19 protein-coding genes are annotated in these 15,445 nt (G+C 65.1%); 14 read left to right on the top strand and 5 right to left on the bottom strand.

All coding sequences use genetic code 11. The annotated features are described in order from the left end of the window. Positions 1-12: 12 nt before the first annotated feature. On the top strand, positions 13-474 hold the full coding sequence (locus tag AC1DXX_RS07225) for an EVE domain-containing protein (protein WP_478133492.1): 462 nt from the start codon (positions 13-15) through the stop codon (positions 472-474). A gap of 6 nt (positions 475-480) precedes the next feature. Here AC1DXX_RS07225 and AC1DXX_RS07220 read toward each other — a convergent pair whose 3' ends face one another. Together AC1DXX_RS07220 and AC1DXX_RS07215 are read right to left on the bottom strand one after the other, a co-directional pair. Further along, positions 481-1,134: a MarC family protein gene (locus AC1DXX_RS07220; RefSeq protein WP_478133491.1), complete on the bottom strand. Its 654-nt coding sequence runs from the start codon at positions 1,132-1,134 to the stop codon at positions 481-483. Between the two features lie 2 nt (positions 1,135-1,136). Further along, complete coding sequence (locus tag AC1DXX_RS07215) at positions 1,137-1,883, bottom strand: SDR family oxidoreductase (RefSeq protein ID WP_478133490.1); 747 nt, start codon at positions 1,881-1,883, stop codon at positions 1,137-1,139. Between the two features lie 73 nt (positions 1,884-1,956). Here AC1DXX_RS07215 and AC1DXX_RS07210 point away from each other — a divergent pair, with 73 nt between their 5' ends. Both AC1DXX_RS07210 and AC1DXX_RS07205 read left to right on the top strand, forming a co-directional pair. After that, the gene (locus tag AC1DXX_RS07210) at positions 1,957-2,562 is read left to right on the top strand and encodes a DsbA family protein (protein ID WP_478133489.1); all 606 of its coding nucleotides are present in this window, start codon (positions 1,957-1,959) and stop codon (positions 2,560-2,562) included. A 42-nt stretch (positions 2,563-2,604) separates the two neighbouring features. Next, entirely contained in the window at positions 2,605-3,288 is a 684-nt protein-coding gene (locus tag AC1DXX_RS07205; protein ID WP_478133488.1) for a dienelactone hydrolase family protein, read from the top strand. A 42-nt stretch (positions 3,289-3,330) separates the two neighbouring features. On the opposite strand, the gene AC1DXX_RS07200 is transcribed toward AC1DXX_RS07205, so the two are convergent. After that, complete coding sequence (locus AC1DXX_RS07200) at positions 3,331-4,233, bottom strand: LysR family transcriptional regulator (protein ID WP_478133487.1); 903 nt, start codon at positions 4,231-4,233, stop codon at positions 3,331-3,333. Positions 4,234-4,341: 108 nt separating this feature from the next. On the opposite strand from AC1DXX_RS07200, the gene AC1DXX_RS07195 reads away from it, so the two are divergent. Together AC1DXX_RS07195 and AC1DXX_RS07190 are read left to right on the top strand one after the other, a co-directional pair. Further along, the gene (locus tag AC1DXX_RS07195; protein WP_478133486.1) at positions 4,342-4,668 is read left to right on the top strand and encodes an alpha/beta hydrolase; all 327 of its coding nucleotides are present in this window, start codon (positions 4,342-4,344) and stop codon (positions 4,666-4,668) included. A gap of 245 nt (positions 4,669-4,913) precedes the next feature. After that, positions 4,914-5,282, top strand: coding sequence for a DUF4148 domain-containing protein (locus AC1DXX_RS07190; RefSeq protein ID WP_478133485.1), 369 nt, complete (start codon positions 4,914-4,916; stop codon positions 5,280-5,282). 84 nt (positions 5,283-5,366) lie between these two features. Here the strand turns inward: AC1DXX_RS07190 and AC1DXX_RS07185 are convergent, their stop codons facing one another. Together AC1DXX_RS07185 and hemB are read right to left on the bottom strand one after the other, a co-directional pair. Continuing rightward, positions 5,367-6,545: a magnesium transporter CorA family protein gene (locus AC1DXX_RS07185; protein ID WP_478133484.1), complete on the bottom strand. Its 1,179-nt coding sequence runs from the start codon at positions 6,543-6,545 to the stop codon at positions 5,367-5,369. 62 nt (positions 6,546-6,607) lie between these two features. Further along, positions 6,608-7,597: a porphobilinogen synthase gene (gene hemB, locus AC1DXX_RS07180; protein WP_478133586.1), complete on the bottom strand. Its 990-nt coding sequence runs from the start codon at positions 7,595-7,597 to the stop codon at positions 6,608-6,610. A 363-nt stretch (positions 7,598-7,960) separates the two neighbouring features. Between hemB and AC1DXX_RS07175 the strand changes: the two genes are divergently transcribed. From AC1DXX_RS07175 to AC1DXX_RS07135, 9 genes are all read left to right on the top strand, one after another. Beyond that, positions 7,961-8,389 carry a CopD family protein gene (locus tag AC1DXX_RS07175; RefSeq protein WP_478133483.1) on the top strand — a complete coding sequence of 143 codons (429 nt, stop codon included), beginning with the start codon at positions 7,961-7,963 and terminating at the stop codon, positions 8,387-8,389. 5 nt (positions 8,390-8,394) lie between these two features. After that, on the top strand, positions 8,395-9,519 hold the full coding sequence (locus AC1DXX_RS07170) for a VanZ family protein (protein ID WP_478133482.1): 1,125 nt from the start codon (positions 8,395-8,397) through the stop codon (positions 9,517-9,519). Between the two features lie 35 nt (positions 9,520-9,554). Then, positions 9,555-9,908 (top strand): (2Fe-2S) ferredoxin domain-containing protein, encoded by a 354-nt coding sequence (locus AC1DXX_RS07165; RefSeq protein WP_478133481.1) that lies wholly within the window; start codon positions 9,555-9,557, stop codon positions 9,906-9,908. 70 nt (positions 9,909-9,978) lie between these two features. Next, entirely contained in the window at positions 9,979-10,611 is a 633-nt protein-coding gene (locus AC1DXX_RS07160; protein ID WP_478133480.1) for an alpha/beta hydrolase, read from the top strand. A gap of 40 nt (positions 10,612-10,651) precedes the next feature. After that, positions 10,652-11,821: a D-alanyl-D-alanine carboxypeptidase family protein gene (locus tag AC1DXX_RS07155; protein WP_478133479.1), complete on the top strand. Its 1,170-nt coding sequence runs from the start codon at positions 10,652-10,654 to the stop codon at positions 11,819-11,821. A 193-nt stretch (positions 11,822-12,014) separates the two neighbouring features. After that, positions 12,015-12,392: a 30S ribosomal protein S12 gene (gene rpsL, locus AC1DXX_RS07150; RefSeq protein WP_013543948.1), complete on the top strand. Its 378-nt coding sequence runs from the start codon at positions 12,015-12,017 to the stop codon at positions 12,390-12,392. A 150-nt stretch (positions 12,393-12,542) separates the two neighbouring features. Next, entirely contained in the window at positions 12,543-13,016 is a 474-nt protein-coding gene (gene rpsG / locus AC1DXX_RS07145) for a 30S ribosomal protein S7 (protein WP_013543947.1), read from the top strand. Between the two features lie 96 nt (positions 13,017-13,112). Then, positions 13,113-15,212 carry an elongation factor G gene (fusA, locus tag AC1DXX_RS07140; protein WP_478133478.1) on the top strand — a complete coding sequence of 700 codons (2,100 nt, stop codon included), beginning with the start codon at positions 13,113-13,115 and terminating at the stop codon, positions 15,210-15,212. 141 nt (positions 15,213-15,353) lie between these two features. Beyond that, positions 15,354-15,445: GTP-binding protein (locus tag AC1DXX_RS07135; RefSeq protein WP_082519739.1), on the top strand; the 92-nt coding region annotated here is incomplete at its 3' end.

Raw genomic sequence — 15,445 nt, 5'->3', positions numbered from 1 at the left:
CGCGAGAGTGCCATGCCCCAGTACTGGTTGATGAAATCCGAACCCGACGAGGTCTCTATCGACGATGCGCTCGCCGCGCCCGGCGCCACCGTGGCGTGGACCGGCGTGCGCAACTACCAAGCACGCAATTTCATGCGCGACGGCATGAAGATCGGCGACGGCGTGCTGTTCTATCACTCGAGCTGTCCGGAGCCGGGCATTGCCGGCATCGCGCGCGTGGCCTCGGGCATCAAGACCGATCCAACGCAGTTCGACGCGAAGTCGCCGTACTACGACGCGGGCGCCAAGAAGGAAGACCCGCGCTGGCTGCTGGTCGATGTGCAGGCCGTGCGCAAGACCCGGCTGCTGGCACTGCCCGAGTTGCGCGCCAGGCCCGAACTGGCGGAGCTGATCGTGCTGCGCAAGGGCAATCGCCTGTCGATCACGCCGGTCGATCCCGCGCACTGGCGGGTGATCGAGAAGATGCTGGGCTGAGCCCGGTCAGGCGACCTTGGACAGGATCGGGAACAGCTTGCCGAGCCCGTCCGCCATGACCTCGACCGCCAGCGCCGCGAGGATCAGGCCCATCAGCCGCGTCATGATGTTGATGCCCGTCTTGCCGAGCACGCGCGCGATCGGCTGGGCGAGCGAAAAGGCCAGCGCGGTCGCCAGCGCCACCACCACGCCGTAGCCCACCAGCACCGCCAGTTCCCACAGGTGCTGTGCCTTGTCGGCGTAGATCACCACGGTCGAGATCGTGGCCGGCCCGGTGAGCAGCGGAATGGTGAGCGGCACCACCGCGATGGACGCGCCCATCGAGGCTTTCACCTCGGTAGCCCGCAGTTCCTCCACATTGGTCTTGCTCTCGGCTGGTTGCGCATTGAGCATCGACAGCGAGCTCATGAGCAGCAGCAGGCCGCCGCCGACCTGGAAGCTTGCGATCGAGATGCCGAAGAAAGCCAGCAGTTGCAGCCCGATCAGCGCGCTGACCGCAATGACGACGAACGCGCTGAAGGCCGACATGCGCACCGTGTGCCGGCGCTGCGCATCGGAATACCCCTGCGTGTAGTGGATGAAGAAGGGCACGATGGCCAGCGGGTTGACGATGGCCACCAGCGTGACCAGCGGCTTGATCAGATCCATCGAGGTGCTCATGCCTACCTTCCCCCCGTCACATCGAGCAGGGCCATGGTGGTGTAGCTGGCTTCGTCGGACAGCAGCCACAGGATGGCGCCCGCGACTTCCTCGGGGCTGCCGGTGCGCTTCATCGGCACGGTGGGTGCGAGCTCGAAGGCGCGGTCGGGCATGCCGCCGGAGGCATGGATCTCGGTGTCGATCAGGCCGGGGCGCACCGCGTTGACGCGGATGCCTTCGTCGCCCACCTCCTTGGCCAGGCCGATGGTGAGGGTGTCGATGGCGGCCTTGCTGGCCGCATAGTCGACGTACTGGCCCGGCGAACCGAGGCGTGCGGCGCCGCTGGAGATGTTGACGATGGCGCCGCCCGCGCCGCCGTATTTGGTGCTCATGCGGCGCACGGCTTCGCGGGCGCAGACGAAACTGCCGATCACGTTGATTCGGAACATGCGTTCCAGCCGCGCCACGCTCATTTCGTCGACGCGCGCCTGCACGTCGACCACGCCGGCGTTGTTGACCAGGGCGGTGAGCCGGCCCAGCTTGGCATCGACCTTCTCGAACATCGCGATCACCTGGGCCTCGTCGCCCACGTCGGCCTGCACGGCGATGGCGGTGCCGCCGCCCGCGCGGATCGTGCGCACCACCTCGTCGGCCGCCAGCGAGTTGCTGGCGTAGTTGACGGCCACCGCGTAGCCGCGCTGCGCGGCCAGCAGGGCCGTGGCGGCGCCGATGCCCCGCCCGCCGCCGGTGATCAATAGCACTGGGTTCAAAACCTACCTCCTGCAGAGAAACTGTGCGTCAGTTAAAACCGTTGGCTTGGATTACATCATCGAGGGCACGCGCATGAGCACCAGCAAGACGATCGACTACTACTTTGCGCCCCAGAGCCCATGGACCTATCTGGGTCATACCCGGTTCGGGGCGATTGCAGCAGCGGCCGGCGCCACGGTGCGGGTGCGGCCGATCGACCTGGGGAGCGTGTTTCCGGTTTCCGGCGGATTGCCGCTGGGCAAGCGCGCGCCGCAGCGGCAGGCCTACCGGCTGGTCGACCTGGCACGCTGCTCACGCCATCTGGGCCTGCCGCTGAATCCCAAGCCCAAGTTCTTTCCGGTCGCCAGCGACGATGCGGCGCGTCTCATCATCGCGGTCGACATCAACGACGGCACCGAGGCCGCCATGCGCATGTGCGCCGCGGTGTTTGCCGCGGTGTGGGTGCAGGAGCGCAACATCGGTGACCCGAACGTGCTCGAAGCGCTGGTTGCCGAATGCGGCCTGCCTGCCAAGCGCTCGGAGCAGTCGCAGAGCCAGGCGGTGCAGGAGCGCTACGAGGCCTATACGCAGGAAGCCATCGACATCCAGGTGTTCGGCGCGCCGAGCTATGTGATCGACGGCGAGATTTTCTGGGGGCAGGACCGGCTCGATTTCGTCGAGCGGGCGCTGCGCCAGTAGCGCACGACATTCATTCATTTGCCATCAAGGAGCAAGACAACCATGGGCCAATTCATCGATCTCACCGCCAAGGACGGCTTCGGCTTTCCCGCCTACGTGGCCGAGCCCGCGGGCAAGCCGCGCGGCGCGGTGGTCGTGGTGCCGGAGATCTTCGGCGTCAACTCGCACATCCGCTCGGTGGCCGACGGCTATGCGGCCGACGGCTATCTCGCGGTTGCGCCATCGACCTTTCATCGGGTCAAGCCCGGTGTGGAGCTGGGCTACAGCGACGAAGACATGAAGGCCGGCTTCGGCCTCAAGACCGCGGTCGAGGCGCTGCCCGCCCCCGGCGTGCTGCAGGACATCGAGGCGGCCGTCGCCTATGCATCGAAGGCCGGCAAGGTCGGCATCGTGGGCTACTGCTGGGGTGGCCTGCTGGTCTGGCGTGCCGCCAGCCTGCTGCCGGGCCTCGCTGCCGCGGCGCCGTACTACGGCGGCGGCATGACCACGCCGGAAGAAACCGCGCGCCAGCCCAAGGTGCCGGTGCTGGCGCACTTCGGCAACCAGGACCACTGGATTCCGCTGGACACCGTCGAGGCCTTCAGGAAGGCGCATCCCGAGGTGGAGGTGCACGTCTACGAATCGGGCCACGGCTTCAATTGCGACCAGCGCGGTTCGTACAACGCCGAGGCGGCCAAGCTGGCGCGGACGCGGACGCTGGCGTTCTTTGCCAAGCACGTCGGCTGACCTCCGGCCGGCGCCAAAAGAACCCGGCCCGTGCCGGGTTTATTATTTCTTGAGGCCCGGCCCCTCGCCCACGCGGGTCTGGAGAAAGTCGAGCAGTGCGCGCAGCGCGGCGCTGTTGTGGCGCCGCTGAAGGTAGGCGGCCGACAGCCACATGTCCTTGCGCGTGTAGCCCTGAAGCACCGGCACGAGTTCGCCGTGGTCGATGTGCGATTGCACGAGGATCGAGGGTAGGTAGATCACGCCGAAGCCGCGCATCGCGACCCGGATCAGCGGCGCGCCCTCGGTGCAGTCCATGCGGCTCTTGACCTGCACGTCGAGGGGTTGCCCGCCCTCGTCGAAACGCCACACCGGCTGTGCGCCCAGCAGGGAATGCGTGAGCGCCTCGTGCCCGGCCAGATCGCGCGGATGCTCGGGCTTGCCGTGCTTTTTCCAGTAGACCGGAGAGGCGCAGACCACCATGTCCATGAGCCGCAGCTTGCGCACGATGAGGTTGGCGTCTGCTACGGGGCCGGTGCGGATGTCGACGTCGATGCCTTCTTCCGCGAGATCGACCGTGCGGTTGGTGAGCTGCAGGCTGATGCTCACGTCCGGGTAGTAGCGCATGAAGTCGGCCAGCAGGTTCGGAAATTCGCCGTTGCCCATGCCGTGCGGGGCCGAGATCCGCAGGCGGCCGCCGGGCTGGCTGGCGCGCTCCTGCAATTCGGCCTGGGTGAGTTCCACCATTTCGAGCACCGGGGTGCTGCGCTCGAGGAGCAATTGCCCGGCGTCGGTGAGGCTCACGGAGCGCGTGGAGCGGTTGAGGAGCCGCACGCCGAAACGTGTCTCGAGCTCGGCCACGTACTTGCTGACCGTGGCCTTCGACATGTCGAGCCTCTTGGCCGCCTGCGAGAAGCTGCCATGGGAGGCGACTTCGCGGAAGGTTCTGATCAGATCGAGACTGTCCATGTCAAAGAGCCCATTGTTTCCGTTTTGGGAACGCGTTGGTTCGATTCTCCCGGGTTTTTCCGGACGAACCTGCGCGACACTTCCGATACGCGCCGAAGGAGCCGAACCATGAAGACCTCGAAGATCATCGCTGCAGCCGCCTTGTCGTTCCTGACGGCCGCCGGCGCGCATGCCGAGGGCTTTGAACCCGTGCAGCCGCTCGACATCGGTGGCAACCGCGCCGAGCTGGCGGCCGAAGGGGCTGCTGCCGCGCGCCGCGGCAATGTGTATGGCGACGTGGTTGCATCGCCTTTGACGGTGCGGCCCAGCGCGCTCGACCGGGCATCGATCCGTGCCGAGGCCGTCGCCGCCGCGCATGCGCCGAACCAGAACCTGGACCGCCGCGCCTTCGTGAACAGCGAAGTGCCGTCGCAGTACCAGAAGGCACGCCGATAGCGCGCGAGTCCGCAGGCCGGAAGACGCCCGTTTCCAGAGGCCGGGCCTGCGCAGGCGGGACCGGCTTTCGGTCGTTTACATGCATCGAACGCACCATTGTTTCGTCATTGTTTCAATAGAGGAAACACGGTGTCTCTGATCCGAGTGTTTTATGTAAGGAATTCCGCTCGAAACTCGCGGCACAGGCAAGCGAACGAGCAAGCCTGGTGGACAACGAACCATCCGACGAAACACAAGGAACTGACATGAAGACCTCGCACATCCTCGCCGCTGCTGCCCTGACCCTCCTGGCCGCCACCGGCGCCCAAGCCGAAAGCTACGAAGGCGTGAACACCGCTGTCTCGACCAAGAGCCGCGATGACGTCAACGCCGAAGCCGTGCGCACAGCATCGGCTCCGAACCAGAACGTGACCCGCGGTTCGCGCGGCCCGGAAACGGTCGCCGTGTCGAAGGACCGCGCCATCGTTGAAGCCGAAGCCGTTCGCACCGCTTACGCTCCCGACCAGAACGTGACGGGCGGTTCGCGCGTCAACAGCAAGGTCATCTCGACGATGGCCCACCCGATGGACGCACGCGTTCAAGCCCAGCAAGGCACGGGCGCTACCGCCAAGTAAGCAGGCCCGCCCTTCGGGGCAGGCAGCCCAAGAAGAAAGGCCACGCGAAAGCGTGGCCTTTCTTCGTTTGGCGGGTGGCTGTCGCTATCGCGTCCGGGCGAGATAGCGTTTGCGCCAGAAGATCACGACCAGCAGCACTGCGATGACGAGCATCGCGGTCATCGCGATCCAGAAGCCGTCGGCCTTGTGCACCAGCGGAATGAACTCGAAGTTCATGCCGAAGATGCCTGCGATCAGGTTGAGCGGCAGGAAGATGGCGGTCAGCACGGTGAGGACCCGCATGATGTCGTTGGCGCGGTGGCCCTGGACGCTGAAGTGCATCTGCACGGCGGTCTCTGCGTTCTGTTCGAGCCGGTGCACGTGGTGCACCACGCGCTCGATGTGTTCGAGCACGTCGCGGCTTCGGATCATGGTCAGCTCGCGCTCGCGCTGTTCGGCCTCGCCCTTGGGCGCAGGCAGGGTTTCGAGCGAGTCGATCCAGTCCTGCATGGCCGCGCGCTGGTCTTCGCAGATCTCGTCCAGGTGGTGCAGCGACTGCCGCGCCTCCATCAGCGCCCCCCAGTTGGTGAAGCGGCTGCGCGGATCGATCAGCTCGGTCTGCCAGTGATCGAGCTGCCTGGTGAGCTCGCGCCGAAGGTCGAGGTAGCCGTCGACGATCTGGTTGATGACGCGCAGCATCAGGTCCGAAGGCCCCGTGGGCACGCGCGCGGAGGTCGCGCGCACGTCCAGCGCAGGTGCGCCGCGGTCGTCGGACGACCCGGCCGCCAGCAGCCGCGCGGCAAAGGCGTCGCGCACAGCGCCGTCCTCCGGATGCACCGACAGCAGCACCCGGTCGAACACCGCGAAGCCGACCGGCCGGGTGTCGACGCGGCGCAGCACCGGTGGCCCCCTGCGGGGCTGGGGTGCGGCGGGGCTGGGTGGGGCTTCGTTGCCATTGCCCTTTCCGTTGCCGTTGCCGTTGCCCAGTACCGCCTGGCCCTGGCTGGTTGCGAGGCGCCGGAACACCAGCACGTCGTACTTCGAGGTGTAGTCGTAGTGGGAGGGCAACTGGTCGTTGAGCAGGTCGGCCACATGCAGATCGACCAGCTGGGTCTGGCAGAGCGTCTGCAGGATCTGCTGGACCTCCGCCAGGGAAGCGCGAAATTCCTCGCGGGTGAGCGAGATCCAGAGATAGCCGCTGGCGGCGCACGCCCCCGGCACGGCCAGCGGCGTGAGCGCCTGATGTTCGCCGACATGCGAACGGTTGATTTCGAAGATGCGCATGACCCTGCCTTGGTTGTTCTTGTCGCGTACCCGGTCAGCCCCTGTGCTGCGGGCACAGAATGCTACTGTTTTTGTAGCAGGCGCGCGGCGTCGAGTGCAAAGTAGGTGAGCACGCCATCGGCGCCGGCGCGCTTGAAGGCCAGCAGGCTTTCAAGCACGACGGCATCGTGGTCGAGCCAGCCGTTCTGGGCGGCGGCCTTGAGCATCGCGTATTCGCCGCTCACCTGGTAGGCGAAGGTCGGCACGTGGAACTCGTCCTTCACGCGGCGCACGATGTCGAGATAAGGCATGCCGGGCTTGACCATCACCATGTCGGCGCCTTCGGCGATGTCCAGGGCCACCTCGCGCAGCGCCTCGTCGCTGTTGCCGGGGTCCATCTGGTAGACCTTCTTGTTGCTCTTGCCGAGCGTGGCGGCCGAGCCGACGGCGTCGCGGAAGGGGCCGTAGAACGCGCTGGCGTACTTGGCGCTGTAGGCCATGATGCGCGTGTGAATATCGCCGCGCGCTTCGAGCGCGGCCCGGATGGCGCCAATGCGGCCGTCCATCATGTCGCTGGGCGCCACAATGTCCACGCCAGCTTGCGATTGTGTGAGCGCCTGCTTCACCAACACTTCGACGGTGGCGTCGTTGAGGATGTAGCCGGTGTCGTCGAGCAGGCCGTCCTGCCCGTGGCTGGTGTAGGGGTCGAGCGCCACATCGGTCATCACACCGAGTTCGGGGAAGCGCGACTTGAGCGCGGCCACCACGCGGGGGATCAGCCCGTCGGGGTTGAAGGCTTCGTCGCCGGCCGGCGTCTTGAGGCTGGCATCGATCACCGGGAACAGCGCCATCACCGGGATGCCGACCGCCACGCACTGCTCGGCAACCGGCAGCAGCAGGTCGAGGCTCAGGCGGTCCACGCCGGGCATCGAGGGCACGGCATCGCGTCGCTTCTCGCCTTCCTGCACGAACACGGGGTAGATCAGGTCGTTGACCGTCAGCGCGTTCTCCCGCACCAGGTTCCGGGTGAAAGCGTCCCGGCGGAGGCGTCTCGGACGGCCGGCGGGGTACATGGCGAGGGGGGAATAGGGGGGCGTCATCATCGGAAAATTGTGCCTGAAGCATTCAATCGTCGTACTGTGGCCCGTGTGGCCAGTTGTCTGACAACTACGGAAACTCGTAGAAAAATAGTTCTAAATATTTAGTTGTGAATGACAAAGAAAGTGTCCTGGTCGCTTGAAACCTTGTTTCGTCTTTGTTAAATTCTGAAGCGGGCGGCTTGCCGCTCCCCGCTTTTCCTCCCTGAGCGGGTGCCTTGATGTGTGACAGCAAAAGGGCTTCCCAGCCCGACGTGAAGACGTCGGGCTTTTTTTTGTCCAGGGCCTGCGGGCGCGGCGGATCGGTGCGAGGGCGCGGTGCACCACTAAACTGCCGCCATGCTCTGGGTCAAATCTCTCCATATCGTTTTCGTTGCAAGCTGGTTCGCGGGGTTGTTCTACCTCCCGCGGATCTTCGTCAATCTTGCGATGGTGCCCCCGGAGTCGGTTGCCGAGCGCGAGCGCCTGTTGTTGATGGCGCGCAAGCTGCTGCGTTTCACCACCTTCCTGGCCGTTCCCGCGCTGGGCTTCGGCCTGTGGCTCTGGCTGGGCTATGGCATCGGCCGCGGGCCGGGCAACGGCTGGATGCACGCCAAGCTGGCGCTGGTGCTGGTGGCCATCGGTTATCACCATGGCTGCGGTGTGCTGCTGCGCCGCTTCGTGGCAGGGGGCAACCAGCGCAACGWTCGCTGGTACCGCTGGTTCAACGAACTGCCCGTGCTGCTGCTGCTCGGCATCGTGATCCTGGTCGTCGTCAAGCCGTTCTGAACCCGATGGACACGGTGGAGAGGCCGCACAAGTCCGCCGCGCTTCCCCTTGCGCTCGCCTATGCGGCGCTGATCGTTTACGCCAGCCTCTATCCCTTTGCCGACTGGCGCGACCAGGGCATCGCGCCCTGGGCCTACCTGTCGGCGCCCTGGCCCAAATACTGGACGGGCTTCGACTTCGCGGTCAACGTCGCGGGCTACGTGCCTTTCGGCTTCCTGTGCGCGCTGGCGGTGCTGCGCACGCGCCGCACCGCCGGTGTCTGGCGCGCGGTGCTGCGCGCCACCGTGGCGGGGGCGGCGATTGCCTTCGCGATGGAAACGCTGCAGAGCTACCTGCCCGCGCGCATTCCTTCCAATGTCGACCTGGGGCTGAACACGGCTGGCACGGTCCTGGGTGCCGTGCTGGCGGTGGCGCTGGAGCGCCTGGGCGCGGTGGCCCACTGGAGCCGCGCGCGCTCCCACTGGTTCGTCGAGGAGTCCCGCGGTGCGCTGGTCTTGCTTGCGCTCTGGCCCTTTGCCCTGCTGTTCCCTGCGGCCGTCACCTTCGGGCTGGGCCAGGTGTTCGAGCGGCTCGAGGTGGCGATATCCGAATGGCTGCTCGACACGCCCTTCATCGACTGGCTGCCGGTGCGCCAGTTCGAGCTCGAGCCATTGGTGCCGGCGGTGGAGCTGCTGTGCGTGATGCTCGGCGCCCTGGTGCCGTGCCTGCTGGGTTACCTGGTGGCGCGCACGGTCGTCCATCGTGCGATCCTGCTCCCGCTGATCTTTCTGGCGGGCGTCGCCGCCTCGGCACTGTCGGCGGCCTTGAGCTACGGACCCGCGCATGCGTGGGCGTGGCTGGACTTGCCGGTCCTGGTCGGCATGGCCGCCGCGCTGATTGCCGGCGCGCTGCTCGTGGCCGCGCCGCGCCGCCTGTGCGCGGCCTTGTTGCTGGTGGGGCTTGTGCTCCAGCTGAGCCTGCTGAACCAGGCGCCCGAGAGCGCGTACTTCGCGCAGACCCTGGCCACCTGGGAGCAGGGGCGCTTCATCCGCTTCCACGGGCTGGCCCAATGGCTTGGATGGACATGGCCCTTCGCGGTGCTGGCTTACGTGGTGGCCGCCCTGTCGCGCAAAGGGCGGCTGGCGCCGTAGCGGGGCATCACGGCGGGCGTCACTAAAATCGACCGATGCCCAGTTCCACCCCTGCCGCGCCGTCCGGCTACTACGGCCGCCATATCTTCTTCTGCCTCAACGAGCGCAAGAACGGCGAAAACTCCTGTTCGATGCACAACGCGCAGGAAGGCTTCGATCGCTGCAAGGCAAAGGTGAAAGAGGCGGGGCTGTCCGGGCCCGGCAAGGTGCGGGTCAACAAGGCGGGGTGCCTCGATCGCTGTGCCGGCGGACCCGTGGCGGTGGTGTACCCCGAAGCCGTCTGGTACACCTTCGTCGATGCCGACGACATCGACGAGATCGTCGAGTCGCACCTGAAGAATGGCCAGGTCGTCGAGCGGCTTTTGCTGCCCGCCGACGTCGGACGCTGAACTTTCCCGCGGGCCCGCCGCTCGTACCGTGCTCCCGACCGGCGCTGCCGGTCCGCTCATTCACAGTGCCATGAACTCCCAGACCGAAAAGATCAGCCTCCAGGGCGCCGCCGGCGTGATCGAGGTGCAGCGCGACCTGCCGGCCGGCGCTCCCCGCGGCATCGCGGTGATCGCCCATCCGCACCCGCTGTTCGGCGGCACGATGGACAACAAGGTGGTTCAGACCCTGGCGCGCGCTTTCGTTGCTTCCGGCTGGACGGCGGTGCGCTTCAACTTCCGCGGCGTCGGCGCCAGCGAGGGGGCGCACGACGAAGGGCGCGGCGAACTGGAGGACATGCTGAATGTCGTCGGCCAGCTCGCGCCGGAAGGCGCCCTGGCGATTGCCGGCTTCTCGTTCGGTGCCTTCGTTGCAAGTGGCGCGGCCGAAAAGCTCTGGGCCGCGCGCGACATCCGGCAACTCGTGCTGGTCGGCACGGCCGCTTCGCGCTTTTCCGTGGCCACGCTGCCGGCCGAGGCCCACGAGCGCATGCTGGTGGTCCACGGCGAGGCCGACGACACCGTGCCGCTCGCGGCCGTGATGGACTGGGCCCGGCCACAGTCACTTCCTGTCACGGTTATTCCCGGGGGCGGCCATTTCTTTCACGGACAATTGCCGCTGCTCAAAAGTCTGGTTGCCCGCCATCTCCGCGCGGGCATCGAATGAAAGCCTTGCAGGCTTGTTTTCGTCTCTTTCCATCCTCCCCATGAATCGTTTTTTCAATGCGCTCCGCGCACTGGTGCTGACTGCCGCTGCCTCGGTCGGCGTGATCGCTGCTGCCCAGGTGCCGGCGCCGCCTGAAATCGCCGCGCGCAGCTACCTGTTGCTCGACGTGACGGCGAACCAGATCCTTGCGCAGAAGGACATCGACAGCCCGGTCGAGCCGGCTTCGCTCACCAAGCTGATGTCGGCCTACATCGTGTTCGATGCGCTGCGTGCCAAGAAGATCACGCTGACCCAGACGATCCCGGTCAGCCAGCGCGCATGGAAGATGCCCGGTTCGCGCATGTTCATCGATCCCAAGATGCAGGTGCCGGTCGAAGACCTGATCAAGGGGCTGATCGTGCAGTCCGGCAACGACGCCACGGTGGCGCTGGCCGAGGGCGTGGGCGGCACGGTGGAGCATTTCGTCGAGCTCATGAACGCCCAGGCCAAGGCGCTGGGCATGAAGAACACCGCCTACAAGAACCCGGAAGGCCTCACCGCACCCGGCCACACCACCACGGCCCGCGACCTGAGCATCCTGGCGACCCGCCTGGTGCGCGACTTCCCGGAAGAAGCCAAGTACTACGCGATCAAGAAGTACCGCTACCCGGGCACGCCGTCGACCAACGACACCAACCGCAACCTGCTGCTGTTCCGCGACCCGACCGTCGACGGCCTGAAGACCGGCCATACCGAGGCTGCCGGCTACTGCATGATCGCCACCGCCAAGCGCGATTTCCCGAACCTGACCGGCGGCCGCCGCCTGCTGTCGATCGTGCTGGGCACCTCGGGCGAGACCGTGCGGGCCAACGAATCGCAGAAGCTGCTGAACTGGGGCTACACGGCCTACGATGCCGTCCGTCTCTTCGACGCCGGCCAGCCGGTCGCCACGCCCGCGGTCTGGAAGGGCAAGGCCAACATCCTCAAGCTGGGCCGCCCGGACGCCATCGTGGTGGCGGTGCCGGCCGGTACGGCCAGCAAGATCAAGACCCAGGTGGCCCGCCCCGACCCGCTGGTGGCGCCGTTCACCAAATACCAGCCCGTGGGTTCGCTCAAGGTGACCCTGGACGACCAGCCGGTGGCGGATGTGCCGCTGGTCGCCCTGGAAGCCGTCGAACAGGCGGGCATCTTCGGCCGCGCCTGGGACGCCATCCGGCTCTGGATCAAGTAAGGGCACCGGGCGGCTGAGGCGGCCAGCCGACGCTGGCTGCGCCTGACTTTGCCGTTTCAGGCACGCCTGCTATACTCGTCGGCTTTTCGGAATTTTCCGAAGGGTTTCACGTTTTCGTTATTCCCGGTTTCCTTGTGTCACGACAAGGGCGGCTTCACAGCCAGGGCCGGGTTGTTTTGGGACTAATTCATTCATGCCAACCATCAATCAACTGGTGCGTCAGGGTCGAACGGTCGAAAAGATCAATTCGAAGAGCCCTGCCATGCAGAACTCGCCGCAACGCCGCGGTGTCTGCACCCGCGTCTACACCACGACGCCCAAGAAGCCCAATTCGGCGCTTCGTAAAGTTGCCAAGGTCCGTCTGACCAACGGCTTCGAAGTCATTTCCTACATCGGCGGCGAAGGCCACAATCTGCAGGAACACAGCGTCGTGCTGGTTCGCGGCGGTCGTGTCAAGGACTTGCCCGGTGTTCGCTACCACATCGTGCGCGGTTCGCTCGACTTGCAAGGCGTGAAAGACCGCAAGCAGTCGCGTTCCAAGTACGGCGCAAAGCGCCCCAAGAAGGCTTAAGCCTTCCTGTCGTCAAGAAAAAAACGGTGTTCGGTTGCCTTGGCGGGCACATCGAACGAAGTGACCCACTGTCGGGTCGAGTAAGTGAGAGTCCGGAATGGCTCTCGCGGTGCCGGAAACGGTGCCAACTGAAGCAAAGAGGTTAGTAACATGCCACGTCGTCGCGAAGTCCCCAAACGTGAAATCCTGCCGGATCCCAAGTACGGCAATGTCGAGCTGTCGAAATTCATGAACGTGATCATGGAAGGCGGCAAGAAGGCGATCGCCGAGCGCATCATTTATGGCGCGCTCGACTTCATCGAAAAGAAGAATCCTGACAAGGACCCGCTCGAAGCTTTCACCGTTGCCATCAACAACGTGAAGCCGATGGTCGAAGTCAAGTCGCGCCGCGTCGGTGGCGCGAACTACCAGGTGCCGGTCGAAGTGCGCCCGGTGCGCCGTCTGGCGCTGTCGATGCGCTGGATCAAGGAAGCCGCCCGCAAGCGTGGCGAAAAGTCGATGGCCCTGCGTCTGGCCAACGAACTGATGGAAGCCACGGAAGGCCGTGGCGGTGCCATGAAGAAGCGCGATGAAGTGCACCGCATGGCAGAAGCCAACCGCGCCTTCAGCCACTTCCGCTTCTAAGAATCAAACTTCGCTTGGGCGTTGGGTATTGAGTGTCGGGCGATGTCGCCCGTGCTCAAGGCCCAGCGCTCAACGCATTTAACCCGAAAGTAAATCATGTCTCGCAAGACCCCCATCGAGCGCTACCGCAACATCGGCATCTCCGCGCACATCGACGCCGGCAAGACCACGACGACCGAGCGCATCCTGTTCTACACCGGTGTGAACCACAAGATCGGTGAAGTGCACGATGGCGCCGCCACGATGGACTGGATGGAGCAAGAGCAAGAGCGCGGCATCACGATCACCTCGGCTGCCACCACCTGCTTCTGGAAGGGCATGGCGGGCACGTTCGACGAACACCGCATCAACATCATCGACACCCCCGGCCACGTGGACTTCACCATTGAAGTCGAGCGCTCGATGCGCGTGCTGGACGGCGCTGTCATGGTGTACGACGCCGTCGGCGGCGTGCAGCCCCAGTCCGAAACCGTCTGGCGCCAGGCCAACAAGTACAAGGTTCCGCGTCTCGCGTTCGTCAACAAGATGGACCGCACCGGCGCCGACTTCCTGCGCGTGCGCCAGATGATGGTGGACCGCCTGAAGGCCAACCCCGTCGTCATCCAGATCCCGATCGGCGCCGAAGAGCGCTTCCAGGGCATCGTCGACCTCGTCAAGATGAAGTCGATCATCTGGGACGAAGAAAAGGGCGTGACCTTCAAGTACGGCGAAATCCCGGCCGACCTGGCCGAGGTGTGCGCCGAGTACCGCGAAAAGCTCGTCGAAGCCGCTGCCGAAGCGAGCGAAGAGCTCATGAACAAGTACCTCGAAGGCAATGAGCTGACCGAAGCCGAAATCAAGGCTGCGATCCGCCAACGCACCATCGCTGGCGAAATCCAGCCGATGCTGTGCGGCTCGGCCTTCAAGAACAAGGGCGTGCAAGCCATGCTCGACGCCGTCGTCGAATACATGCCCGCACCGACGGACATCCCGCCGGTCAAGGGCATGGACGAAGACGAAGTGCCGACGACCCGCAAGGCAGACGACGACGAGAAGTTCTCCGCGCTCGCGTTCAAGCTCATGACCGACCCGTTCGTCGGCCAGCTGACCTTCGTTCGCGTCTATTCCGGCGTGCTGACCAAGGGCGACAGCGTCTACAACCCGGTGCGCGGCAAGAAAGAGCGCATCGGCCGGATCGTGCAGATGCACGCCAACAACCGCGTCGAAGTGAGCGAAATCCGCGCCGGCGACATCGCTGCCTGTATTGGCCTCAAGGAAGTGACCACGGGCGAAACCCTGTGCGATCCCGCAGCCATCCTGACGCTCGAGCGCATGGTGTTCCCGGAATCGGTGATCTCCCAGGCCGTCGAGCCCAAGACCAAGGTCGACCAGGAAAAGATGGGCATCGCCCTGCAACGCCTGGCACAGGAAGACCCGTCGTTCCGCGTCAAGACCGACGAAGAATCGGGCCAGACCATCATCGCCGGCATGGGCGAGCTTCACCTCGAAATCATCGTGGACCGCATGAAGCGCGAGTTCGGCGTGGAAGCCAACGTGGGCAAGCCCCAGGTGGCCTACCGCGAAACGATCCGCAAGACCGTCGAAGATGCCGAAGGCAAGTTCGTTCGCCAGTCGGGCGGCAAGGGCCAGTACGGTCACGTCATCCTGAAGCTCGAACCGCAGGAAGCGGGCAAGGGCTTCGAGTTCGTCGACGCCATCAAGGGCGGTGTGGTTCCTCGCGAATACATCCCCGCAGTGGAAAAGGGCGTTGTGGAAGCACTGACCCAGGGCGTGCTGGCGGGCTACCCCGTCGTCGACGTCAAGGTCACGCTGCACTTCGRCTCGTACCACGACGTGGACTCGAACGAAATGGCGTTCAAGATGGCCGCCATCTTCGGTTTCAAGGAAGGCGCCCGCAAGGCCAGCCCCGTGATTCTCGAGCCGATGATGGCCGTGGAAGTCGAAACGCCTGAGGACTACGCCGGCAACGTGATGGGCGACCTGTCCTCACGCCGCGGCATGGTGCAGGGCATGGAAGACATGATCGGTGGCGGCAAGGCCATCAAGGCCGAAGTGCCGCTGTCGGAAATGTTCGGCTACTCGACCACGCTGCGTTCGATGTCGCAAGGCCGTGCCACGTACACGATGGAGTTCAAGCACTACGCCGAAGCTCCGCGCAACGTTGCAGAAGCCATCGTGGCTGCTCGCGCCAAGTAAGTTTTGAAGAATGCAGGGCCACGCAGTGCGTGGCTCTCTTTGTCTGCGATCCGGTGCCGCCACGTTCCCGTGCGAGGCGAACCAGCAATCGGGTGCAGACATAAAACCAATACACGGGAATGCTCTTTCAAGGATTGAAAAATGGCAAAAGGTAAATTCACCCGCACCAAGCCGCACGTGAACGTGGGCACGATCGGTCACGTTGACCACGGCAAGACCACGCTGACGGCTGC

The organism is Variovorax sp. P4_B10 (assembly GCF_056402375.1).
The sequence above is the reverse complement of the archived record's forward strand: the minus strand, read 5'-3'. Positions and strand labels throughout refer to the sequence as shown.

Bases quoted from the DNA above. Each gene is read 5' to 3' on its own strand.
- rpsL (WP_013543948.1), top strand. From the start codon at position 12,015: ATGCCAACCATCAATCAACTGGTGCGTCAGGGTCGAACGGTCGAAAAG.
- AC1DXX_RS07220 (WP_478133491.1), bottom strand. From the start codon at position 1,134: ATGAGCACCTCGATGGATCTGATCAAGCCGCTGGTCACGCTGGTGGCC.
- AC1DXX_RS07200 (WP_478133487.1), bottom strand. From the start codon at position 4,233: ATGGACAGTCTCGATCTGATCAGAACCTTCCGCGAAGTCGCCTCCCAT.
- rpsG (WP_013543947.1), top strand. From the start codon at position 12,543: ATGCCACGTCGTCGCGAAGTCCCCAAACGTGAAATCCTGCCGGATCCC.
- AC1DXX_RS07190 (WP_478133485.1), top strand. From the start codon at position 4,914: ATGAAGACCTCGCACATCCTCGCCGCTGCTGCCCTGACCCTCCTGGCC.
- AC1DXX_RS07210 (WP_478133489.1), top strand. From the start codon at position 1,957: ATGAGCACCAGCAAGACGATCGACTACTACTTTGCGCCCCAGAGCCCA.
- AC1DXX_RS07155 (WP_478133479.1), top strand. From the start codon at position 10,652: ATGAATCGTTTTTTCAATGCGCTCCGCGCACTGGTGCTGACTGCCGCT.
- AC1DXX_RS07165 (WP_478133481.1), top strand. From the start codon at position 9,555: ATGCCCAGTTCCACCCCTGCCGCGCCGTCCGGCTACTACGGCCGCCAT.
- AC1DXX_RS07160 (WP_478133480.1), top strand. From the start codon at position 9,979: ATGAACTCCCAGACCGAAAAGATCAGCCTCCAGGGCGCCGCCGGCGTG.
- AC1DXX_RS07195 (WP_478133486.1), top strand. From the start codon at position 4,342: ATGAAGACCTCGAAGATCATCGCTGCAGCCGCCTTGTCGTTCCTGACG.
- hemB (WP_478133586.1), bottom strand. From the start codon at position 7,597: ATGTACCCCGCCGGCCGTCCGAGACGCCTCCGCCGGGACGCTTTCACC.
- AC1DXX_RS07170 (WP_478133482.1), top strand. From the start codon at position 8,395: ATGGACACGGTGGAGAGGCCGCACAAGTCCGCCGCGCTTCCCCTTGCG.
- AC1DXX_RS07225 (WP_478133492.1), top strand. From the start codon at position 13: ATGCCCCAGTACTGGTTGATGAAATCCGAACCCGACGAGGTCTCTATC.
- AC1DXX_RS07205 (WP_478133488.1), top strand. From the start codon at position 2,605: ATGGGCCAATTCATCGATCTCACCGCCAAGGACGGCTTCGGCTTTCCC.
- AC1DXX_RS07185 (WP_478133484.1), bottom strand. From the start codon at position 6,545: ATGCGCATCTTCGAAATCAACCGTTCGCATGTCGGCGAACATCAGGCG.